Origin of the sequence: Deinococcus carri (assembly GCF_039545055.1) — a bacterium.
Taxonomy (GTDB): domain Bacteria; phylum Deinococcota; class Deinococci; order Deinococcales; family Deinococcaceae; genus Deinococcus; species Deinococcus carri.
The window spans coordinates 451,389-473,456 of the sequence record NZ_BAABRP010000001.1 but is presented as its reverse complement, the minus strand read 5'-3'; the positions used below and the strand labels follow the sequence as shown (position 1 = coordinate 473,456).

Below are 22,068 nucleotides of genomic sequence, written 5' to 3'. Positions count from 1 at the left end.
AAAATCCCCGGCCACACGACCGGGGAATCAGGGGACGGGGAGCCTCAGCGGCAGCGGATGTCCTGGCCGAAGTACTCGTTACTGATCTTGGCATAGGTGCCGTTGTTCATCGCCTTGGCGAGGGCGGCGTTCAGCTCCTTGAGCAGGCTGGTGTTGCCCTTCTTGACCGCCATGGCGATGCGCTCCTTGAACAGCAGGTCGCCCTGCACCAGCTTGCCCTTCTGGGCCTTGACCACTTCGAGGCCGGTAAAGCGGTCGCCCACCCAGGCGTCCACGCGGCCCGCCATCAGCGCAGCCTGCGCGTCGGTGTCCTTGGGGTAGGTCTTGACCTCCCCGAGGCCGGGCAGCTTGCTGACGTTCTGGAGGTAGGTGGTGCCGACCTGCACGCCGACCTTCTTGCCTTGCAGGGCCGCCGCCGTCATCGGGCCGCCGGGCCGGGTGACGATGGCACCGCCCGTGCAGTAGTGCGGGCTAGCGAAGTCCACCGCCTTCTGCCGCTCGGGCGTGATGCCGTGGCTGGCGATCACGAAGTCGTAGCGGTCCTGGTTCAGCCCGATCAGCAGGTTGTCGAAGGGTTGCGTCACCCACTGCACCTTGAGGCCCATCTGCTTGGCGAGCGCGTTGGCGAGGTCCACCTCGAAGCCGGTGGGCTGGTTGCCCTTCATCACGTTGAAGGGCGGAAAGGCCCCCTCGGTGGCAATCCTGATGGTGCCACTGCGCTTGATCTCGTCCCAGGTGCGGGCCTGGGCGACGCTGGCGAGCAGGGTCAGGGCGGTCAGGGTCAGCAGTGCTTTTTTGATCATGCGGGTTCCTCCGGTACGGCCTGTTCCGGCACCCCGGCCTGTCGCCGGAAGCCGGAAGGTTGAAGTGATGCGCCACTCTACTCCCCGTTAAAGGGCAGGTAAAGGTGGGCGACATGAGGAGGCGGGGAACGGTGCCATCCCGTTCCCCGCCTCCCTGGTTTAGAGCATCAGTCGTCGGCAGAGATCACGGTGACGGAGCCGGTAGGCACTTGCACCTCTGTGCCGCTGTCCATGCTGGCCTGCCCCACCTGCGGCGTGCCGTACTCGTAGCCCAGGCCCGTGGTGTCCGCCTGGCCGCGCTTGCCGGTCGGGCTGCCCCGGTCGATGGCCGCCTCGCTTTCCTGCTCGAAGGCGTGCAGGCGGGTCTGGTCGATCAGCAGCTCGATGTCGTCGCCGGGTTCCAGGGGAGCCTGACCTTCCACCTTGGCGGTGATGTGCTGCCCCTCCACGTCGATGATCAGGTCGGTCTGCGCGCCCAGCGGCTCGACCACCACGACCCGGCCGCGCAGCACGTTCACGCCCCGCGGCAGCTCGCTGAAGCCGACCACGCCGATATGCTCGGGGCGGATCCCCAGGGAGACTTCCCGGCCCTCGTAGGCCTTGAGGCTCTGCGCGAGGCGGCCCATCGGCGCGACCCGGCTGCTGCCCACGACGAACTCGCCGTTCTGCACCCGGCCCGTCAGGAAGTTCATGGAGGGGCTGCCGATAAAGCCCGCCACGAACTTGTTCTGCGGGAAGTCGTAGAGGTTCATGGGCGTGTCCACCTGCATGATCAAGCCGTCGCGCATCACCACGATGCGGTCGCCCAGCGTCATCGCCTCGACCTGGTCGTGGGTCACGTAGATGATGGTCGCGCCCAGGCGGCGGTGAAGCTGGGAAATCTGCGAGCGCATCTCCACGCGCAGCTTGGCGTCGAGGTTAGAAAGCGGCTCGTCCATCAGGAAGACCTTGGGTTCACGCACGATGGCGCGGCCCATCGCCACGCGCTGGCGCTGACCGCCCGAGAGTTCCTTGGGCTTGCGGCCCAGCAGGTGCTCGATCTGGAGAATCCGCGCCGCGTCGCGCACGCGCTTGTCGATCTCCTCGCGGGGCGTCTTGCGCAGCTTGAGGCCAAAAGCCATGTTCTCGTAGACGTTCATGTGCGGGTACAGCGCGTAGTTCTGGAAGACCATCGCAATGTCGCGGTCCTTGGGGGGCACGTCGTTCACGATGCGGTCCCCGATGCGCAGCACGCCGTCCGAGATGTCCTCCAGGCCCGCGATCATGCGCAGCGTGGTGGACTTGCCGCAGCCCGACGGACCCACGAAGACCATGAACTCCCGGTCCGCGATGTGGAGGTTGAAATCCTTCACCGCGTGCTGCTTGGTGCCGTAGTACTTGTTGATATGTTCCAGAACGACTTCCGCCATGAGCGGCCTACCTTTCGCCCCATCTCTCGCCCGTGAATGGTGTCGGGCAACCGGGGTACGCAAACGAGATTCCCAGGGTGAACGCTGACGCTTGGCTGACGGGTGAAGTTTACCACGCAGGGCCGGAAGCCGCCGGGAAAGACGGCGGTTGAGAGGTCGAGGAAAAGAGTCGAGAGGTCGAGATGCTCCCTGCCCCGACCCCTCGACCTCTCGACCGCCGAACCTGAAAGAGGGCGCAGACCTCCCGGCCCACGCCCCCTCCCCTACCCGGCGGCCTCGCTCAGCTCGCCTGGCCGAACTGCATCCTAAACACGAACTTGGTGACCTCGCCCTTGAGGTTGTCGATCATGTCGTTGAACATGTTCGTGGCCTCGAACTTGTACTCGGTGAAGGGGTCGCGCTGGCCGTAGCCGCGCAGGCCGATGCCCTGCCGCAGCACGTCCATGCCGTGCAGGTGCTCCTTCCAGTGCTGGTCCACGACCTGAAGCAGCACGTAGCGCGACAGGCTGTTGAGCATAGTGGGGCTGAGTTCTTCCTTGCGGGCGTCGAAGGTGTCCGCGACCGCGTTCATCAGGTGGGCATGGGCATCGGCGGGCGTCATGGTCCGCAGCGCCTCGAAGTCGTAGGTTTCGAGCTGGGGCACGGCTTCCAGCATGTTGGTGCGCAGCGTGTCGAGGTCCCAGCTTTCCGGGGCCTGGTCGAGCGGGGCGTAGTAGGCGAGCTGCATGTCGGTGAAGTCGGCGATCATGCCCTCGGTCGATTCCTCCACGTCCTCGTCGGCCCCGAGCAGCACCTCGCGGCGCTGGGCGTAGATGGTGTCGCGCTGCTTGCTCATCACGTTGTCGAACTCCAGCAGTTGCTTGCGAATGCCGAAGTTGCGGTCCTCGACGCGCGCCTGCGCCTTGGCGATGGCCCCCGTGACCATCTTGGCCTCGATAGGCTGGGTGTCGTCCATGCCTAGGCTGTCCATCATGGCGACCACGCGGTCGTTGGCAAAGAGGCGCATCAGGTCGTCCTCGAAGCTGACGTAGAAGCGGCTGGAACCGGGGTCCCCCTGACGGCCCGCGCGGCCGCGGAGCTGGTTGTCGATGCGGCGCGACTCGTGGCGCTCGGTGCCGATGATGTGCAGGCCGCCGAGTTCCTGCACGCGGGCGCGGTCGGCCACCGTGCCCTCCTGAAGCTGCTGGGCCTGGCGGATAAAGTCAGGCACCATGCCCGGAATCTGCATCCCCAGCCTCTCGGCCTCCGGGTCCTGGCGGCTGATCGCCTTGATAAAGGCCTCGGCCTCGGGGGCAAAGCGGCTGATGCCGAAGTTCTGCTCGATGGCCTCGCCCAGGATGTACTCGGCGTTGCCGCCCAGCATGATGTCGGTGCCGCGCCCGGCCATGTTGGTGGCGATGGTGACGGTGCCCGACCGGCCCGCCTGCGCGATGATGCTGGCTTCCTGCGCCTCGTACTTGGCGTTCAGCACCGAGTGCTTGATGCCCGCCTGCGTCAGCAGGCTGCTGAGCTGCTCGCTGGTGTCGATGCTGGCCGTACCGATCAGGATGGGGCGGCCGGTGGCGTGTATCTGCGCGACCTCCTGCACCACCGCGTTGTACTTGCCCAGGCGGGTGCGGTACACCAGATCGTCGGCGTCCTGGCGGACCACCGGCCGGTTGGTGGGGATCACCAGCACGTCCGAGCCGTAGATGTCGAGAAACTCCTTTTCCTCGGTCTTGGCGGTGCCGGTCATGCCCGCGAACTTGTCGTAGAGGCGGAAGAAGTTCTGGTAGGTGATCGTGGCGAGCGTCTGGTTCTCGTTCTCGATCTTGACGCCCTCTTTCGCCTCGATGGCCTGGTGCAGCCCCTCGCCGTAGCGGCGGCCCGGCATCGAGCGGCCCGTGAACTCGTCGATGATGATGACTTCACCCTCATTGTTGACGATGTAGTCCTTCTCGCGCTGGTACAGCTCGCGCGCACGGATCGCCTGGGTGATCATGTGCGCCTTGTCCATGTTTTCCGGGCTGTAGAGGTCCGGCAGCGACAGCAGGCGCTCGATCTTGGAGATGCCCTGCTCGGTGAGGTGGACCTGCTTGCCCTTCTCGTCAATGGTGTAGTCGCCGGTCGGCTCGGTGCGCTTGCCGGGTTCGGCCGGTTCGCCGCGCTGGAGACGGCGAATCAGCTTGGCATACACGTAGTACAGGTCGGTGGCCTTTTCGGCCGCGCCCGAGATGATCAGCGGGGTGCGGGCCTCGTCGATCAGGATCGAGTCCACCTCGTCGACAATCGCGTAGTGCAGCGGGCTGTCGGCGCGCAGCACCAGTTGCTCGCGGCTCTGGGCCATGTTGTCACGCAGGTAGTCGAAGCCCAGCTCCGAGTTGGTGACGTAGGTGATGTCGCAGGCGTAGGCGGCCTGCTTCTCGTGGGGCTGGAGGTCGCGGCTCGCCAGGCCCACCGTCAGGCCCAGCGTGCGGTACAGCAGGCCCATCTCCTCCATGCCGACCCGCGCCAGGTAGTCGTTCACGGTGACGAGGTGGCAGCCCTTGCCCTCCAGGGCGTTGAGAGCCAGCGCCAGCGTGGCGACCAGCGTCTTGCCCTCGCCGGTACGCATTTCCGCGATGCGGCCCTGGTGCAGCGCCGTGCCGCCGATCAGCTGCACGTCGTAGTGCCGCTTGCCGATAGAGCGGCGGCCGGCTTCGCGGATCAGGGCAAAGGCGGGAACGATCACGTCGTCGAGCGACTCGCCGCCTTCCTGCACCCGGCGGCGCAGGTCCATAAAGGCCTCGGCGAGATTCTCGACTTTCATCGTCTCTTCTTCGAGCGCGTTGACCGGCTGCACCACCGTCTTGATGATGCGCGCGACATCGCGCTCGTTGTTATCGAACATTTTGTTCAGGACACGGAACATGACACGTGAGTATAGCGCGCGCCCGAACCGCCCATCGCCAGATGTCAGTGAGGCGCGCGTAAGGAAGTTGAGTGGAGGCGGCTCAGGGCCGAGGGGCCGGAAACGACTCGTGGGGGACCAGCAGAAGAATCAGCCGGTCGCGTTCGCCAGCGGTGCATACGCCACCGCGCCCTCGCTGAGGGGGCTGGGTTCGCGGCCCGCGCGCAGGGCAGCGGCGGCAGCCAGCGCGATCATCGCGCCGTTGTCGGTGTTCAGGCCCCTGCCGGGAAAAACAGCGCGCACCGGGCTGGCCGCGAAGGCTTCACGCAGGGCGCGGTTAGCCGCCACGCCGCCCGACACCACCACCGTCCCGCGCCCGTGGGCCTGGGCGGCCCGCAGTGTCGTCCCCACCAGGAAGCGCACGGCGGCCCGCTCGAACCCCGCCGCGAGGTCCTCCGGTTTCGCCCCGGCCCGGTGCGCGAGCAGCGCCGCCGTTTTCAGGCCGCTGAAGGAGAAGTCGAAGCCCTTCTGGCCTTGCAGGGGTTCCTTGAACGGCACGGCGTCGGGGTCGCCGCGCAAGGCCGCCTCGCTGATGGCCGGGCCGCCGGGATAGCCCAGACCCGCCAGGCGCGCGATCTTGTCGAAGGCCTCGCCCGCCGCGTCGTCGCGGGTGGCCCCCACCAGCACGTACTCGCCCTCCCGCGGCACGTCGAAAAGGTGGGTGTGGCCGCCCGACACCACCAGCGCGAGGTAGGGGGGCTGAAGCTCGGCCTCGCTCGCCGCCGCGAAAATGTGGCCCTCCAGGTGGTGGGAGGCGTAGAAGGGCACGTCCAGCGCCTGCGCGAGGCCCTTGCCGTACATCAGGCCCACCAGCAGCGCCCCGACCAGGCCGGGGCCGGAGGTGGCCGCGACCACATCCACGTCCGTGACCGTGAGGCCCGCCTCGGCCAGCGCGTCCTCCAGCACCGCGTCGATGCGCTCGACATGCTCGCGGCTCGCCATCTCGGGCATCACGCCGCCGTACTGCGCGTGGACCGTCTGCGACCAGACCCGGTTGGCCCGCACCCGCACCGCCCCGTCCGGGGCCAGTTCGACCACGCCCACGCCGGTGTCGTCGCAGGAGGTATCGATGCCGAGGAGATAGCGGGGAGGCGGGGAACTCATCGCGGGGGAGTGTAGCAGGGGCAGGCAAAACGGACGAGGTGGGAAGGCACCAAACGCGGTAGGATGGCCGCATCTCATACCGACTTGCTCTGATTCCAGAACATCCGGGCACAACACCGGATGTTCTTCCATCGCCGCCAGCCGGTATTTTCTTCTTCTCGCTTCGCTCGGATTCGTCTAAGACTCACCTGAAGTTGGTATCAAGGAGCCTCCCGACCGTGCGTTTGCGCTGACCCTCCCACTCTGAACTGAACCCGCCCGCCGCCGGTTCGGCGCGGCGTCCCTTCTTTCTCACGGGAGAAACGGCACATGCACTGGTCACACTCTTTTTACGAGCGGCAAGACGCCCTGACGGGGTGCTACCGCACGCCCATCCATCCCTTTCACACGGCCCTCGCGGCGCGCGTCACGGCGCACCGGGGCCAGCCAGGAACGCTGCTCGACCTCGGGGCGGGCGGCGGGCAGTTCGCGGTCGCCGCCGCGCTCGCTGGGCATAGGGTCACGGCCCTCGACCTGCGGCAGGGGGCGGGCGAACACACCCTCGAGCTGGCCGCGCAGCACAGCACTCCTGTTCACACGTTGACGGGAGATTTCTATGTGGCGGACCCCGGTGGCCCCTTCGATGCCGTGTGCTGCTGGGACGGCTTCGGCATCGGCGAGGACGACGAGCAGCGGCACCTGATCTCACGGGTAGCGGGGTGGCTCGCGGTGGACGGGACGGCGTATGTCGACGTGTTCACGCCGTGGTACTGGGCGCACCACGCGGGCTTCACCCGCCGGACCGAACGCTACAGCCAGACCTACGGCTTTAACGCGGACGGCTGCCGGATGCTCGACACGTACGCGCCGCGCGGGGAAGCGGCCTTGACCCAGTCGCTGCGCTGCTACAGCCCCGCCGACCTGCGGTTGCTGCTCGCGGGCACCGGGCTGATGCTGGCGGAGGTGTGGCCGGGCGGAGCCTACGACCCCCGGGCAGGCGTGTTCCACGCGGAGGTGTCACTGGGCGAGAGCATGATGTACACGGCGGTCCTGCGTCCCGCCTGACTACCGCATGCGGGGGTCGGTGTCGGGTTCCTCGGTGAGCAGCCACAGCGAGCGGCCCTGCTGGGCGGCGTTGCGCTGGGCATCGAGCAGCAGGCGCTCCAGCTCGGCCCCCAGTTGCCGGGAGCGGCGGCGGAAGAGGTCGTAGCCGCATAGCACCAGCGCGAAGCGGGCCGGGCGGGCATTCGGGTCGGTCAGCACGTCGTACAGGGCGTCCCAGTTGCGCCCGAAATTCTCGGTCAGGGCCAGGCCGCGCAAAAAGGCCAGCATCAGGCCCTCCTTGTCCCGCACGTGCGAAAGGTCCACCTCGCGCACCGCCACCTGATACCCGGCCGCGATGATGCGGGGATCGTGGGGGGCGGCCTGAATCCCCTGCGGGGCCTCGGCAAAGACGTTGATCACGGGCGGATTCTCCTGAAGGTGGTGTAGTGGTCGGCGCTGTAGTAGCACTCGGCGTCCGGGGGTGTCACGGCCGCGCAGACGATGCGGCGCGCCCCCCGGTCCCCCTCGCCCGGTGTGGGCACGGTGTACTCACGGTAGCCCCCGCCCGACCGCCGGGGCAGCACGCCCTCGCGGTTGCCGAACGTGCTGCCGTCCTTGCGGTACGGAAAGGGACCGCCCGCCGCGATCAGCCGCAGCGTGTGCTGTCCCTCACGCGGGAGGTCGCCCACGGCGACGAAGGGCAGACCGCTGACCGCATCGCGCCCAGGTCGGGTGGGGATGCGGGCCGGGGTGGAAGTCGGCGCACGGCGCGTCTGCTCCGCCCGCGTCTGCTGTCCCGTCGTCCCCGCCTGTGTTGTGCCCGTCTGGGCGCTGGGAACATCACAGGCGGCGAGCAGCCCGGCCAGCAGCGCGGTGCCCAGCAGACGGCCCAGGGAGAAAGGTGGACGGCGAAAGCTCACGCCCCGGAGTGTACGCCGCCCCGGCGACGGCCCGCCTTGACCTTCCCTTTTCTGCCTGAGGCCAAAGGAAGCGGGCAGAAGGTTCTCGCCCTCTGCCCCTCTGCCTTCTCGCGTTCTGCTGTCCTACAGCCCGCCGTTTGTCAGCCGGCCGCTCGCCACCAGCAGCAGAATCAGCACGCCGACCACCACGCGGTACACCGCGAAGCCCTTGAAGTTGTTGGAGGACACGAAGCGCAGCAGCCAGCCGATGGCGAGGTAGGCGACCCCGAAGCTCACGGCCGCCCCCAGCACCACGTTCACGATGCCGATCTGGGCGAGCAGGTCGCGGCTCTTGATGAAGTCGATCAGCGCCGCGCCGCCCAGGGTGGGAATCCCCAGGTAGAAGCTGAACTTGGTGGCGGTGGGCCGGTCCAGGCCCATCAGCATGCCGCCCAGGATGGAGCTGGCGCTGCGCGAGAAGCCCGGCCACAGGATGGCCAGGCACTGCACCGCCCCGATCAGAAAGGAGCGGCCCACACCGATGTTCTTGATCTCGTGGACCACGGGCGTAGTCTTGCGGCTCTCGATCAGCCACATCAGCACGCCGCCCACGATCAGCGCCCAGGCCACCACACTGGGCCGGAACAGGTTGGCCTTGATGGTGTCCGCGAACAGCAGGCCCAGCACCACGGCCGGAATGCAGGCGACCACGACGCCCAGCCACAGCCGCTGCGTGGGCTGGTCCCGGCCGATCACGCGCGCCTGCTGCGCGAAGTCGCGCCAGTAGTACGCCAGCACCGCCAGGATCGCGCCGCCCTGAATCACCACCTCGAAGGTGTCCTTGATCTCCTTGGGCCAGGGCACGCCCATCAGGTTCCCGGCGACGATCAGGTGGCCCGTCGAACTGATCGGCAGAAACTCGGTGATGCCCTCGACGATCCCGTAGATGATGGCGTAGAACCAGTCCATAGTCCGGGTGAGGCTAGCACCTCGGGGAGAAGGTGAACCGCATTTCAAAGCGAGCGGTCAGTGTGGCCCGTCTTTTCCGGCTCGTTTCTCCAGCCGGTTTTCCTGGCCCTGTCATTCGGTCGCTGCCCGGACGGAGTAGGGTGGGCCATGCCAAGACACCTGCCGCTCTGCACGTTGCTGCTGCTTTCCCTCGCCCAGGCCCAGGCGGGTCAGGGATCGCCCCCGCTCCTGCAAGGCGGCCTGCTAGCGGGCGGCGGTCAACCTGCGGTGCGGGTGTGGCCGGCAGAGCAGGCGGGCACCACCCTCAATTTCGGCGACTTCCAGAGCAAGGCCGAGTGGACCTTCCCGCAGGGCAAAGGCGGGAAGCTGCCCGCCGTGCTGCTGATCCACGGCTCCTCGCCCGCCGACATGAACTTCACGGTGATGGGCCAGGACGGCCAGGTCAAATCGGCCATTTTCAAGGACCTCGCGGACACCTTCGCCGCCCAGGGCATCGCCACGCTGCGCTACAACAAGCACTACGTCAGCGGCCCCGGCCAGGTGGACTACCCGAGCTTCTACACCAAGGCCGACCTGAACCTCTTCCTGCAAGACGCCGAGGTCGCGCTGGAAGCCCTGAAGAAGAACCCGCGCGTGGACCCCAAGAAGGTCTTCGTGTACGGCTGGAGCGAGGGGTCGACCGTGGCCGCCGCGCTGGTCGCCAAGCACCCCGAGGTCGCGGGCCTGATCGTGCAGGGGCCGGTGGTGCTGCCCTGGCGGCCACTGTTCGAGGCCCAGTTCAGTGAGGTGCAGCTTCCCTACCTGCGCTCGGTGGTGGGCGGGGCACTCACGAACGCCGACTTTGTCCGGCTCGTGACCGGAAAGGGCGGGATGGTCGCCAAAAGCGCGGCGTTGTACTTCACAGACCCCGCGCAGGCGCAGCAGGGCAAGTACGTCATCAACCCGCAGCTCGACACCGACGGGGACGGCCAGCTGGAAGTGGACCGTGAGGTCGTGCCGGGGTTCCAGACCGTGCTGAATGACGCCCTCACTCCCCAGGGCTTTTTCAGCATCTACGCGCCGGGCCGCGCCCTGCCGAGCGTGACGGCACAGGTGCCGAACCTCAAGGTGCCCGTGCTGGTGCTGCAAGGCGCGAATGACGCGAACACGCCCACAAAATATCTGGGCACGCTGGAACAGGCGTTCAAGGCGGCGGGTCGGGAGGCGACGGTCAAGGTCTACCCCGGCCTGGGCCACTCGCTGGGGCCAGCCGCCAGCCTCATCGACGACGACTTCCGGCCCATCGCGGCGGGGCCGATGCGGGACGCGGCGAGCTGGATCAAGTCGCACTGAGATGAGCCGTTCTGGAGACGCCAGCCCCTGGCCGTTCGCCCCTTACCTGAACCGCTGGCAGCTCGTGCCGGACGGCGAGGCGCTGCACACCCACAGCAGCGATCTGTTGCCCGTGCGAGCTGGGGGACAACCCGCCATGCTCAAACTGCCCCGCGGGGCCGAGGAACGCCGCGGCGGCGGGCTGATGCGGTGGTGGCAGGGTGACGGGGCCGCGCGGGTCCTGGCATACGACGAGGGAACCGGGGCGCTGCTGCTGGAGCGCCTCACGGGGCCGCGCTCCCTGGTGCAGATGGTGCGCGAGGGGCAGGACGATGAGGCGAGCCGCATTCTCTGCGGGGTGGCGGCCCGGCTGCATGTTCCGCGTGCCCGGCCTCTGCCCGAACTGGCACCGCTGGAGCGGTGGTTTCGCTCGCTGGAGGCGGCCTCCCGGCAGCACGGGGGGATGTTTGTGGAAGCGGCGGACACGGCCCGGCAGTTGCTGGAGACGCCGCGAGACGTGGGCGTGCTGCACGGCGACCTGCACCACGAGAACGTGCTGGACGGCAGCCGGCTGGAGCAGGGTGGGCGTGGCTGGCTGGCGATTGACCCCCACAGCCTGCTGGGCGAGCGCGGCTTCGACTACGCCAACATCTTCTGCAACCCGGACCTGAAGACGGCCACGCAGCCCGGACGGCTCGCCCGGCAATCGCACGTCGTGGCGCAGGCGGCGGGGCTGGAGCGGTCCCGCCTTCTCCAGTGGGTGCTGGCCTACGCGGGCCTGTCGGCCGCGTGGTGGCTGGAAGACGGCAGGCACGACGAGGCGCAGCCCGTGCTGACCGTCGCGGCTCTCGCAGCGGCAGAACTGCTATAATTTCCGTTTGGGTGCCCCCGTGACCCCCGCCCCCGCGCGCTCGAGCGTCGCGCGGAGGCCTGGCCCAGGAAACGTGTCTGTTCAGCAATTGGGAACGGACGAGAGGCTGGCACGAGGACGGCAAACTTTTCCCACCAACGCTCAGGAGTCCGACATGTCGTACATCTCCATGAAGCAGCTGCTCGAAGCGGGCGTCCACTTCGGGCACGAGACCAAGCGCTGGAACCCCAAGTTCAAGCGGTTCATCTTCGCCGAGCGCAACGGCATCTTCATCATCGACCTGCAAAAGACCCTCAAGCAGCTCGACCGCTCCTTCGACTACATCAAGGACCTGTCCGAGCGCGGCGGCGTGATTCTGTTCGTGGGCACCAAGAAGCAGGCGCAGGAAATCGTGGAGCTGGAAGCCCGCCGCACCGGGATGCCCTATGTGACCAGCCGCTGGCTGGGCGGGATGCTCACCAACTTCCGCACCATGCGCACCCGCATCGACCGCCTGAACGAACTCGACGAGATGTTCGAGTCGGGCCGCATCAACGACCGCCCCAAGGCCGAGCGCATCGAGCTGGGGGCCGAGCGCGAGCGGCTGCTGCGCTTCGTGGGCGGCATTCGCAAGATGACCCGCCTGCCCGACGCGATCTTCGTGGTGGACCCCACCAAGGAAGTGATCGCCGTGCAGGAGGCCAACAAGCTCGGGATTCCTGTGATTGCCCTGGCCGACACCGACTCGGACCCGGACGTGATTGACTACATCGTGCCCGGCAACGACGACGCCATCCGCAGCATTCAGCTGATCACGCACCGCATCGGTGACCTGATCGTGGAAGCGCGCGGCGGCGGCGAGGACGTTGCGGAGGGGCGCGTGGAGGAAGGCAACGCCGACATCGCGGCCGCCGAGCAGGGCGACGAGGGCGACACCGCCCAGCTCACCAGCAGCCAGGGCCGCAGCTAAGCTTCCGGCACCCACCTCTCGGGGGCGTCCGGCGCGGTTCGGTCCGCCCCCCCTTTCAAGACACACTTTCAAGACACATTCCTGAATCCAACTTCCGGAGGTACACACCATGATGGAATCGATCAAGAAGCTGCGCGAACTGACCGGCGCGGGCATGATGGACGTGAAAAAGGCCCTCTCCGACGCGGGCAACGACGAGGACAAGGCAATTGCCCTGCTGCGCGAGCGCGGCATCGTGAAGGCCGCCAAGAAGGCCGACCGCGAGGCGCGCGAGGGGCTGGTGCGCTTTGTCGTGGACGGCAACAAGGCCGCGATGGTCGAGGTGAACAGCGAGACCGACTTCGTGGCGCGCAACTCCGACTTCCAGGCCCTGGTGGAGAACCTTGCCCAGGCCGCGCTGAAGGCGGGCACCAGCGACGTGGAGGAGTTCAAGAACTTCACGCTGGACAGCGGTGACACCGTGACCAACACCGTCGCCGCCGCCGCGGGCAAGATCGGGGAGAACCTGGTGCTCAACCGCGTGGCCTATGTCGAGGCCGCCGAGGGCGAGCAGGTGGCCGGGTACGTTCACTCCAACGGCAAGATTGGCGTGCTGGTGGACATCGCGGGCGGCAGCGAGGCCCAGGCGAAGGACGTGGCCCTGCACGTGGCCGCCGAGCGTCCCCAGTACCTCAGCCGCGACGAGGTGAACCAGGAGGACATCGAGAAGGAGCGCGAGATCCTCACCAACAAGGCGCTGAACGAGGGCAAGCCCCAGCAGATCGTGGAAAAGATCGTGGGCGGCCAGATCGGCAAGTTCTACGAGGAAAAGGTTCTGCCCGAGCAGAAGTTCGTCAAGGACCAGAGCATGACGGTCTCCAAGTACCTGGACGGCGCGCAGATCAAGCGCTTCGTGCGCTTCGAGATCGGCGCTTAAACGGGGGGGCGGCCAGCAGAGCCGCCCTTTCCCTGGGCCGCTTCCCCCCACCCCGCGCCCGGCGGCCCCTTCCCGCCGGGCGTTTTTTGCTGTCCTTTCCCCCCTCCCCGAGGTGACTTCATGTTCAAACGTGTCCTGCTCAAACTTTCCGGTGAATTTCTGGCAGGCCCAGCGCCTGATGGTTCGGGGGGGTTTGGCATCAGCCCCGAGACGACCGCCCAGCTCGCGCGCCTGATCACGGAGGCGCTGGAGGGGACCGGTGTGGAACTCGCCATCGTGATCGGCGGTGGGAATCTGTGGCGCGGCGCGCGCAACGGCAAGGGCATGGACCCCGCCACCGCCGACTACATCGGGATGCTGGGCACGGTCATGAACGCGATGGCCCTGCAAGACGCGATGGAGGCCACCGGCCAGCCCACCCGCGTCATGAGTGCCATCCAGATGGCCGCAGTCGCCGAGCCGTACATCCGCCGCCGCGCCATCCGGCATCTGGAAAAGGGCCGGGTGGTGATCTTTGGCGGCGGCAACGGTGCGCCCTTCTTCACCACCGATACCACCTCCACCCTGCGCGCGCTGGAAATCGGCGCGGACGTGGTGCTGATGGCGAAGAACAAGGTGGACGGCGTGTACGACAGCGACCCACGCAAGAACCCCGACGCGCAGTGGATCGACACGGCCACCCACCTGGAGGTCGTGGAGCGCCGCCTGGAAGTCATGGACGCCACCGCGCTGACCCTGTGCATGGACAAGAACCTGCCCATCGTGGTGTTCGATATCTTCCAGCCGGGCAACCTGCGCCGCCTCTTCCTGGGTGAGCGGGTGGGCACGCTGATCCAGAGCTGAGCGCGGGGCCACAGGTCACAGGCTAGAATCCCACCCAAAGGAGAACTTCTCATGGCAGACATGAAAGCGATCAACGAAGGTACGCGCGAGCGCATGGGCAAGGCCCTGGAGGCACTGGAGAACAACCTGAGCGTGCTGCGCACGGGCCGCGCCAACCCCGGCATCCTGAAAAAGGTTCTGGTGGACTACTACGGCTCCACCATGCCGATTGACCAGGTGGCGAGCATCACCACGCCCGACGCGCGCACGCTGGTGATCACGCCCTGGGACCGCGGCGCGCTGAACCCCATCGAAAAGGCCATCCGCGACAGCGACCTGGGCCTGAACCCCAACAACAAGGGCGACACCATCTTCATCAGCCTGCCCATGCTGACCGAGGAGCGCCGCAAGGACCTGGTGAAAAACGCCCGCAACTACGCCGAGGACGCCCGCATCGCCATCCGCAACCTCCGCAAGCACGCGTTGGACGAGGTCAAGAAGCTCGAAGGCGTCGGCGACGACGACATCAAGCGCGGCGAGGCCGAGGTGCAGAAGATCACCGACGAATACGTGAAGCGCGTCGACGACATCTTCAGCCGCAAGGAGCAGGAAATCCTCGGGTGAGACCGACTTGCTCTGATTCCAGAACATCCGGGCAAACCACCGGATGTTCTGCAGGGGCTACAGGCTCAGGGGCGGCCCTTCGCCTTTCTTGCTGCACAAAACATAGGCTCACCCGCTCATGGTCCATCGCCGCAAGTCAGTCTTCTCTTCTTCTCGCTCCGCTCGGGTTCGTCTTCGACTCACCTGAAGTTCGTACGAGGCGAGTTCCCGCCAGACCAAGCGACCGCCGGGGCTACGGCTTCTGGCGGCGCGTTCTTGTGGGTTGTGGGAAAAGGCCCCTCCCTACAGCCCACCGCCTACAACCCACAGCCCTCCGCAGGAGCCGCCCGTGGAATCCCTGAGTACCCGCGTCCTCACCTCGGTGGTGGGCTTTACCATCATCAGCCTGCTCGTGTGGATCGGGTGGATCGCAATGCTGCCCCTGCTGCTCTTCGTGTCGGTGATGGGGCTGTACGAGTACATCCGGATGCTGGAGCATAACGACATCGACGTGCGGCGCGTCTCGCTGGGGGTGTTCGGGGCGGCGATTATCGTGGCGAGCCTGCCCATGCTGCCCGCAGTGCCCTGGCTGGGCGGGTCGTGGCGCGAGGTGGTGCTGACGGTCGCGCTGGGCTGCCTGCTGGTGATGGAGGTGATGCGGCCCGGCGAGCGCCCGCTGGAGCGCGTGGTGTACTCCATGTTCGGGCTGCTGTATATCCCCTGGCTGCTGGGCTACTTCCTGCTGCTGCGCTACACGCCCGATTCCGGTGAGGGCCTGCTGTATTTCGCGCTGCCACTGCTGGCGACCTTTGCGGCGGATATCGGCGGCTACTTCGGGGGCCACTTCTTCGGACGGCGCAAGCTCGCCCCGGAGATCAGCCCCGGCAAGACGGTCGAGGGGGCCATCGGCGGGCTGGCCTTCAGCTTTATCACGGTGCTGATCTTCTCGCAGCTCACGCATATCGGCTCACCGCTCGAAGCCCTGCTGTATTCCATCCTGGTCGCCAGTGCCTCGCAACTGGGCGACCTGGCCGAGAGCCTGCTCAAGCGCGCGCTGAAGACCAAGGACAGCGGCAGCAGCCTGCCGGGGCACGGCGGCTTTCTGGACCGGCTCGACAGCCTGCTGTTTGCGGTGCCGGCGACGTATCTGTTTTTGAATATCAGCGTGTTTACGAGGTAGGGCGCGGTACGGAGGACGCGGTGCGCGGTGGCTGAGGCAGGAGGCTCCAGCCGCCGCGCTGCTTTTCCCGCCGCCCGCGTACTGCGTCCCGCGCACCCTCCCGGCCCGCCTCATGCGCCATGCTGTACGGGTGAAGCTCACGGTTCTGGGCAGTACGGGAAGCATTGGCACGCAGGCGCTGGACGTGGCGCGGGAGCGCGGCTGGGCGGTGGGGGCGATGGCGGCGGGACGGAACTTGGACCTGCTGGAAGCCCAGGTGCGCGAGTTTCGGCCCGAGGTGGTCAGCGTGGCGGCGGAAGCGTTCGCGGAGGCCCGCTCGCGGCTGGCGGGGGTGCGCGTGGTGGCTGACCCCAGCGAGGTCGCGGCCCGGCCCGCCGACGTGGTGGTCAATGCCATGAGCGGTCTGCCGGGGCTGGCCCCCACGCGGGCGGCGCTGGAGGCCGGGCGGGCGGTGGCCCTGGCAACCAAGGAGGCGATGGTCACGGCGGCGGATCTGATCTGGGAGGCCGCGGCACGGGGCGGGGGCCGCCTGGTCCCGGTGGATTCCGAGCATACCGGCGTATACCAGTGCCTCACCGGGGAACACCTGGGAGACGTGGCCGAGCTGATTCTCACGGCCAGCGGCGGCCCCTTCCGCGACGGCCCGGCGGACCTGAGCCGCGTCACGCCCGAGCAGGCCTTGAAGCACCCCTCCTGGAGCATGGGGCCGAAGATTACCGTCGATTCCGCCACCCTGATGAACAAGGGGCTGGAGGTGATGGAGTGCGCCTCGCTGTACGGCCTGCCCCTCTCGCAGGTGGGCGTGGTCATCCACCCGCAGAGTGTGGTTCACGCGGCGGTGCGCTTCCGCGACGGCAGCCTCAAGGGGCAGTTCGGCCCCACCGATATGCGCCTGGCGATCGCCTACGCCATCGACGCCGCGCCGACCGGCATGAGCAGACCGGGCGACGTGCGGGGGGCGCGGCGCGGGCCGGAGGTGGCGGGGCACCTGGGCTGGCCCCTGCGGGGAAGCTGGGAGTTCCGCGAGCCGGACGCCGCCCGCTTCCCCGCGCTCGGCCTGGCGTACCGCGCGGGCGAGGCGGGTGGTCTGCTTCCGGCAGCGCTGAACGCGGCGGACGAGGTGGCCGTCCCCGCCTTTCTGGCCGGACAGATCGGCTTCATGGAGATTCCCCGCCTGATTGAGCGCGTGCTGGACGAGACGCCGCAGGGCACGCTGACCTGGGAGACGCTGGTGCAGACGGAAGCGTGGGCCAGCGCGCGGGCACGCGAACTGGTGGCGGCGGGGGTGCGGGGATGAACATCTTCCAGAGCATCGCGGCGGCCCTCTCCCCGGCGGGGCTGCTGTGGACGCTGCTGATCATCGGCGTGGCGACCTTCCTGCACGAGCTGGCGCACTACGCGCTGGCCCGCTGGCAGGGCGTGGCCGTGAGGTCGTTCAGCGTGGGCATGGGGCCGGTGCTGCTGCGGCGGCACTGGCGCGGGACCGAGTGGCGGCTGAGCCTGCTGCCCATCGGCGGCTACGTGGAAATCGACGGCATGGCCCCCGAGGAAGGCCCCGGCGGCGAGTACCGCCAGCCCACCCGCGGCTTCGCGGCGCTGCCCACCTGGGGCAAGGTGGCGATCCTGCTCGCCGGGCCGCTGATGAACCTGGTGCTGGCGATAGGTCTGATGACGGCCACCTTCACCGCCCAGGGCATCCCCGCCCCCGACCGCGCCCGTATCGAGGCGGTGCTGCCGAACTCGCGGGCGCAGGCGCTGGGCCTGCGGGCCGGGGACGTGATCACGGCCATCGGCGGGCGTGACCTTCCCGACACGTACACCGCGAATGGAGGGCCGCACGCGGGCTGGGAAAGCGTGCGCGATACCCTCGTCACGGCGGGCCGCAAGACGCTGACCGTGGAACGCGGCGGCCAGACCCGGCAACTGAGCTTCGACTGGCAGCCGCGCGTGAACGGCGTCCAGCAGCGCCTGGGGATTCAGTACGGCCCGGACGTGCAGCCCGCCAGCGTGCCCGTCGCCCTGGGCACCTCCCTGCGGACCACCGCCGAGGCCATGCCGCAGGTGCTGCGGGCCTTCGGGGGCCTGTTCGCCAAGTTCTTCACCCTGAATCTCTCGCAGGACCAGAACGTCAGCGGCCCCATCGGCACGGCGGAAATCGTGAGCCGCGCCGCCGCGCTGAGTCCCTGGGCGCTGGTGCAGGTCGCCACCCTGCTGAACCTCTCGCTGGCCTTTTTCAACCTGATCCCGATTCCGGGCCTGGACGGCGGGCGCATCCTGCTGGTGCTGGTGGGTGCCCTGCGCGGCCGCCCCCTCACGCTGGCGCAGGAACAGGCCATCAACGTGGCGGGCTTCGCCTTCGTGATGCTGCTGACGGTGTTCGTGGTGGTGCGGGACGTGAGCCGGTTTTTTTAGGCGGCCAGTCGCCAGCAGCCAGCTTCCAGCCGGGGAGCTGGCTTTCCTTTTGTGCTGGTGGCTGGCCGCTGGAAGCTGGCCGCCTCTCTCCATGACTGACCGCTGACGCCTGAAAGCTTTACCATGCCCCTGATGCAGCAGCCAGAAGCGCAGGAAACAGGAGCGCGCGTGGCGGTCGTGATTCCCGCGTTCAACGAGGAGGAGACGGTCGCGGAGGTGGTCCGGGCCGCGCGGGAACTCACGCCCGACGTGGTGGTCGTCAGCGACGGCAGCAGCGACCGCACGGCGCAGGTCGCGCGGGAGGCCGGGGCGCGGGTGGTGGACCTGCCGCAGAACGTGGGCAAGGGACCGGCGCTGCGGGCGGGGCTGGAAGCGACGGCGGCCGAGTACGTCGTGATGCTCGACGGCGACCTGCTGGGCCTGACGCGCGAGCATCTGGAGCGGCTCTTGCGGCCCGTGCTGGCGGGCGAACTGGACATGGCGATCGGCGTGTTCGAGGGCGGCGGCTTTGCGAGCGACTGGGGCAACAAGCTCACGCCGCACCTCAGCGGGCAGCGCGCCTGCCGCCGCGACTGGCTCCTGGCCGTACCCCGCCTGGGGGCCGAGCGCTGGCCCGAGCCGCCCATCACCGATCACCTCAAGACCACCGCCGCGCGCTGGGATTACGTGGAACTGGGCCAGGTGCGGCAGGTCCTCAAGGAAACCAAACGCGGCTTCTGGAAGGGTGCCCGCGCCCGCACCCGCATGTACGCCGACCTCCTGACCTACCGGCGGCGCAAGAAGCGGGAGAGGTAGCTGTAGCTCATTTCAACAGGTCAATCCGGCTGCCGTCCGCCGTCTGATACCGGACCACGCCGATCCCCGGCACGAAGGAGGTGAGCTGTGTACTCTGCCGCCCCCCCACCATCAGGTCGGTGCGAATCACCAGGGCATTGAAGGTGCCCGCCGGAACGCGCACGGGTTCGGAGCCGACCACCTGACTGCTGCTCTTGAGGGTGCCGCCCCCACTCTGCCAGCGCTGGCCGGGGCGCAGGGGACCGGGCGGGTACACGTTCAGTGGCGCGGCATACCAAGTCAGGCGGTCCCCGGCCTTGACCCCGCGCAGCCACACGCTGCCGTCGGGGCGGTACTCCAGCAGGTCCTGCGTGTAGGTCTGCCCGCCGTACTGGTGGCCCACCGGCACGACCGGCACGCCCCGGACCGTGGTGGGTGCGGCGATCACCTGCGTCTCGCCGCTGCTGTAGCTCCAGGTGGTGCCCGGTTGACGGGGATAGTAGTCGGGGGCCGGGGCGGACAGCGCGGAGGAGGCCAGCAGCAGCAGGAGGGCGGGCAGGACGCGGATCACGGCCCACAGTAAAGCGGGCGCGGCGTCACCAGAGCCTCACAGGGCGGGCCTGACCGGACAGGCGTCCGGGCACCGGGAGGGGCGCATGCTAGCCTCGCCCCCATGAATGACGCCTCCCGCGCCCCCGTGCCGCCCCCGCCGATGTTCGAGCAGGCCGCCATCGCGGGCGTGGGGCTGATCGGGGGCAGCGTGGCGCTGGGGTTGCGGCAACGCCTGCTGGCCCGGCGGGTGGTCGGCTACGACGCCAGCATGGAGGTGCTGCGCGAGGCGCAGGCGCTCGGGGTGGTGGACGAGGTGCGCGCCACGCCGGGAGACTGGCTGCGGGAGTGCGACCTGGTGGTGCTGGCCGCCCCCATGCGGGCACTCGCGCCGCTGGCCCGCGACCTGGCCCCCTTCCTCTCTTCAGGTGCCCTGGTGACGGACGTGGGCAGCGTGAAGGCGGGGTTGGCTGCCGAGCTGGAGGCGCTGGGCGTGCGGAACTTCGTGCCGGGGCACCCGATGGCGGGCAGCGAACGCGGCGGCGTGACCCATGCGCGGGCGGCCCTGCTGGAAAACGCCGTGTGGGTGCTGACCCCCACCGACCACACGCCGCTGACCGCCCTCAGCCGGATGCGGACGCTGGTGGAGGGGCTGGGGGCCGCCCCGGTGGTGATGCCCCCCGACGCCCACGACAGCCTGGTGGCGACGATCAGCCACCTGCCGTACCTCGCCAGCCTGGCCCTGACGCACCTGGTCGCGCGCGACGAGCGCCTCAGCCTGCTGGCCGCCGGGGGCTTCCGCGACCTGACGCGGGTGGCGAGTGGCGATCCCGGCATGAGCCGCGACATGGTGGTCGAAAACCGCGCGGCGCTGCGGGACGCCCTGGCCCGCTTCCGGCGGCAGCTCGAACGCCTGGAGACTGACCTCGACCACCCGGAGGAGTTGCTGGCCGCCGCGCAGGAAGGCAAGCGCACCCGCGACAGCCTGCCCGTCGTGCGGCGCAGCCTGCTGCCCCCCCGCCACGACCTGGTGGTGGCCGTGCCGGACAGGCCCAACCAGATCGGGGCGCTGACTCAGGCGCTGGGCGAGGCGGGCGTGAACATCAAGGACATCGAGGTCCTGGCGATCCGCGAGGAGGGCGGCGCGATCCGCCTGGGCCTGGAAAGCCTGGAGGACGTGCGCCGCGCCGGGGAGATTCTGGGTGCGGCGGGCTTCGAGGTGCGGGGGCGGGGGTAGGGCGGGGGTCCGGCGGAAAGGGCCGGAAGGCAGAAGGCATGTCGCCCAGCTCGCCCAGGGTCCCCTCCGGAACCACTGCCCGCGCCAGACCGCTAGAGTGACCCCTGCATGTCGCAGCCGCCCACCCCGCCCCCCAACGGTCCCCGTCTCACGGCCATCGACACCTTCCGGGGCCTGACGATTCTGGAGGTGGTGGGACACCACGCGACGGGCATGGGGCTGCGGCACGCGGAGGTCGGCTCGACCACCCACGACCTGCTGCTGGTGCTGAACCGCACGCTGCATTTCGCGGTGCCCGCCTTCGTGTTCCTGTCGGTGCTGGTGCTGACGCGCAGCCTGCTCAAGAGATTCGACCCGAAGCGGTACTTCTGGCGCAGGCTTACGCGGGGGGGCTGGCCTTACCTGCTGTGGAGCGCGCTGTATGCCCTGTGGTACGTGTGGACCGGACAGCGCGCCCCGGAAACGCTGACCGACCCGGAGCGCTGGCGCGACTGGCTGCTGTACGGCAAGGCCAGCTACCACCTGTACTTCCTGCTGGTGGCGCTGGAGGTCTATCTGGTGCTGCCGCTGCTGCTGCCGCTGGCCCGGCGCAGGCCCTCCATCACGCTGGCGCTGCTGGGGGGGCTGGCCGCGCAGCTCGGGCTGTACCTGCTGAACCGCGAGGTGCTGCACCTGCGCTTTCCGGCCAGCACGGTGCTGTGGTACGCGCTGCCTATCAGCCTGGGGCTGGCGGTGGGGGCGCGGCTGGAGGTGTTCCCGGACTGGTGGCGCAGGCGGCGGTGGGTGCTGCTCCCGCTGCTGGCCGTGGCCTACGCCATCTACCTCCCGGTCGCGCTGGCCTACGTGCGCGGCACACCCGTCACGCCGGTGGTGTACAGCGGCCTGAGCTGGACCTACACGGCGCTGGTGGCGCTGGCGCTGCTGGGCCTAGCCTACCGCCTCGAACGGGGGCGGCAGGCCCAGACCCTCAAACGGGTCATCGCCACGCTGGGCACCGTCAGCCTGCCGATCTACCTGCTGCACCCGGCGCTGCTTCAGGCCCTGGAACGCTGGCGCGCCCCCCAGGGGCAGTCGGTGGAGTTGGCGCTCACGGTGGCGCTCTACGCGCTGGTGGCGCTGGTGGTGCCCGCCGTGATTGGCCGCCTGCTGCTGGGCAAGCGCCTGGGCCTGCTGCTGTTCGGGCGTTGAGCGGGGACGCCAGAGCCTCTGCTCTGTCAACGAGGGGCCTTTCCCTGCGCGGCGTCATTCTGCTCCATGCGCCGTCCAACTTCGCTCGCTCCGCTCGGCCAACGAATACGGAACAGCACC

At 68.5% G+C, this 22,068-nt stretch carries 21 protein-coding genes; 13 read left to right on the top strand and 8 right to left on the bottom strand.

Annotated features, from left to right (window positions below; all coding sequences use genetic code 11):
- Window positions 1-44: 44 nt before the first annotated feature.
- From ABEA67_RS02410 to tsaD, 4 genes are all read right to left on the bottom strand, one after another.
- A complete protein-coding gene (locus tag ABEA67_RS02410) occupies window positions 45-803 on the bottom strand; it encodes an ABC transporter substrate-binding protein (protein WP_345460329.1) in 759 nt (252 codons plus the stop codon).
- A 167-nt stretch (window positions 804-970) separates the two neighbouring features.
- Window positions 971-2,212 carry an ABC transporter ATP-binding protein gene (locus ABEA67_RS02405; protein ID WP_345460326.1) on the bottom strand — a complete coding sequence of 414 codons (1,242 nt, stop codon included), beginning with the start codon at window positions 2,210-2,212 and terminating at the stop codon, window positions 971-973.
- 280 nt (window positions 2,213-2,492) lie between these two features.
- Window positions 2,493-5,102, bottom strand: coding sequence for a preprotein translocase subunit SecA (gene secA, locus ABEA67_RS02400; protein WP_345460323.1), 2,610 nt, complete (start codon window positions 5,100-5,102; stop codon window positions 2,493-2,495).
- A 129-nt stretch (window positions 5,103-5,231) separates the two neighbouring features.
- A complete protein-coding gene (gene tsaD / locus ABEA67_RS02395; RefSeq protein WP_345460320.1) occupies window positions 5,232-6,245 on the bottom strand; it encodes a tRNA (adenosine(37)-N6)-threonylcarbamoyltransferase complex transferase subunit TsaD in 1,014 nt (337 codons plus the stop codon).
- A gap of 309 nt (window positions 6,246-6,554) precedes the next feature.
- Here tsaD and ABEA67_RS02390 point away from each other — a divergent pair, with 309 nt between their 5' ends.
- A complete protein-coding gene (locus ABEA67_RS02390) occupies window positions 6,555-7,289 on the top strand; it encodes a class I SAM-dependent methyltransferase (RefSeq protein WP_345460317.1) in 735 nt (244 codons plus the stop codon).
- On the opposite strand, the gene ABEA67_RS02385 is transcribed toward ABEA67_RS02390, so the two are convergent.
- The 3 genes from ABEA67_RS02385 to ABEA67_RS02375 form a co-directional block, all read right to left on the bottom strand.
- A complete protein-coding gene (locus ABEA67_RS02385) occupies window positions 7,290-7,688 on the bottom strand; it encodes a barstar family protein (protein ID WP_345460314.1) in 399 nt (132 codons plus the stop codon).
- Entirely contained in the window at window positions 7,685-8,188 is a 504-nt protein-coding gene (locus tag ABEA67_RS02380) for a guanyl-specific ribonuclease (RefSeq protein ID WP_345460311.1), read from the bottom strand. Before ABEA67_RS02380 ends, ABEA67_RS02385 begins: the two co-directional genes overlap by 4 nt.
- A gap of 123 nt (window positions 8,189-8,311) precedes the next feature.
- Complete coding sequence (locus ABEA67_RS02375) at window positions 8,312-9,136, bottom strand: undecaprenyl-diphosphate phosphatase (protein ID WP_345460309.1); 825 nt, start codon at window positions 9,134-9,136, stop codon at window positions 8,312-8,314.
- A 147-nt stretch (window positions 9,137-9,283) separates the two neighbouring features.
- On the opposite strand from ABEA67_RS02375, the gene ABEA67_RS02370 reads away from it, so the two are divergent.
- The 10 genes from ABEA67_RS02370 to ABEA67_RS02325 all read left to right on the top strand — a co-directional run bounded on the left by ABEA67_RS02370 (window position 9,284) and on the right by ABEA67_RS02325 (window position 18,995).
- Complete coding sequence (locus tag ABEA67_RS02370; RefSeq protein WP_345460307.1) at window positions 9,284-10,468, top strand: alpha/beta hydrolase family protein; 1,185 nt, start codon at window positions 9,284-9,286, stop codon at window positions 10,466-10,468.
- A 1-nt stretch (window position 10,469) separates the two neighbouring features.
- A complete protein-coding gene (locus ABEA67_RS02365; RefSeq protein WP_345460304.1) occupies window positions 10,470-11,318 on the top strand; it encodes an aminoglycoside phosphotransferase family protein in 849 nt (282 codons plus the stop codon).
- Window positions 11,319-11,472: 154 nt separating this feature from the next.
- Window positions 11,473-12,267 carry a 30S ribosomal protein S2 gene (gene rpsB, locus ABEA67_RS02360; protein ID WP_345460301.1) on the top strand — a complete coding sequence of 265 codons (795 nt, stop codon included), beginning with the start codon at window positions 11,473-11,475 and terminating at the stop codon, window positions 12,265-12,267.
- Window positions 12,268-12,376: 109 nt separating this feature from the next.
- Complete coding sequence (tsf, locus tag ABEA67_RS02355; RefSeq protein WP_345460298.1) at window positions 12,377-13,183, top strand: translation elongation factor Ts; 807 nt, start codon at window positions 12,377-12,379, stop codon at window positions 13,181-13,183.
- Window positions 13,184-13,303: 120 nt separating this feature from the next.
- Complete coding sequence (gene pyrH / locus ABEA67_RS02350) at window positions 13,304-14,026, top strand: UMP kinase (RefSeq protein WP_345460296.1); 723 nt, start codon at window positions 13,304-13,306, stop codon at window positions 14,024-14,026.
- Window positions 14,027-14,077: 51 nt separating this feature from the next.
- Complete coding sequence (gene frr / locus ABEA67_RS02345; RefSeq protein WP_345460293.1) at window positions 14,078-14,629, top strand: ribosome recycling factor; 552 nt, start codon at window positions 14,078-14,080, stop codon at window positions 14,627-14,629.
- A gap of 328 nt (window positions 14,630-14,957) precedes the next feature.
- Window positions 14,958-15,788, top strand: coding sequence for a phosphatidate cytidylyltransferase (locus ABEA67_RS02340; protein WP_345460290.1), 831 nt, complete (start codon window positions 14,958-14,960; stop codon window positions 15,786-15,788).
- A gap of 130 nt (window positions 15,789-15,918) precedes the next feature.
- Complete coding sequence (gene dxr, locus ABEA67_RS02335; protein WP_345460287.1) at window positions 15,919-17,085, top strand: 1-deoxy-D-xylulose-5-phosphate reductoisomerase; 1,167 nt, start codon at window positions 15,919-15,921, stop codon at window positions 17,083-17,085.
- The gene (locus ABEA67_RS02330) at window positions 17,082-18,200 is read left to right on the top strand and encodes a M50 family metallopeptidase (RefSeq protein WP_345460284.1); all 1,119 of its coding nucleotides are present in this window, start codon (window positions 17,082-17,084) and stop codon (window positions 18,198-18,200) included. Before dxr ends, ABEA67_RS02330 begins: the two co-directional genes overlap by 4 nt.
- Window positions 18,201-18,332: 132 nt before the next feature.
- On the top strand, window positions 18,333-18,995 hold the full coding sequence (locus tag ABEA67_RS02325; protein WP_345460281.1) for a glycosyltransferase family 2 protein: 663 nt from the start codon (window positions 18,333-18,335) through the stop codon (window positions 18,993-18,995).
- Window positions 18,996-19,002: 7 nt separating this feature from the next.
- Here the strand turns inward: ABEA67_RS02325 and ABEA67_RS02320 are convergent, their stop codons facing one another.
- Window positions 19,003-19,545, bottom strand: a complete 543-nt coding sequence (locus ABEA67_RS02320) for a hypothetical protein (RefSeq protein ID WP_345460278.1) — start codon at window positions 19,543-19,545, stop codon at window positions 19,003-19,005.
- Window positions 19,546-19,647: 102 nt separating this feature from the next.
- Between ABEA67_RS02320 and ABEA67_RS02315 the strand changes: the two genes are divergently transcribed.
- Window positions 19,648-20,760, top strand: coding sequence for a prephenate dehydrogenase/arogenate dehydrogenase family protein (locus ABEA67_RS02315; protein ID WP_345460275.1), 1,113 nt, complete (start codon window positions 19,648-19,650; stop codon window positions 20,758-20,760).
- A gap of 108 nt (window positions 20,761-20,868) precedes the next feature.
- Complete coding sequence (locus ABEA67_RS02310; protein WP_345460272.1) at window positions 20,869-21,948, top strand: acyltransferase; 1,080 nt, start codon at window positions 20,869-20,871, stop codon at window positions 21,946-21,948.
- The last annotated feature ends 120 nt before the right edge of the window (window positions 21,949-22,068 follow it).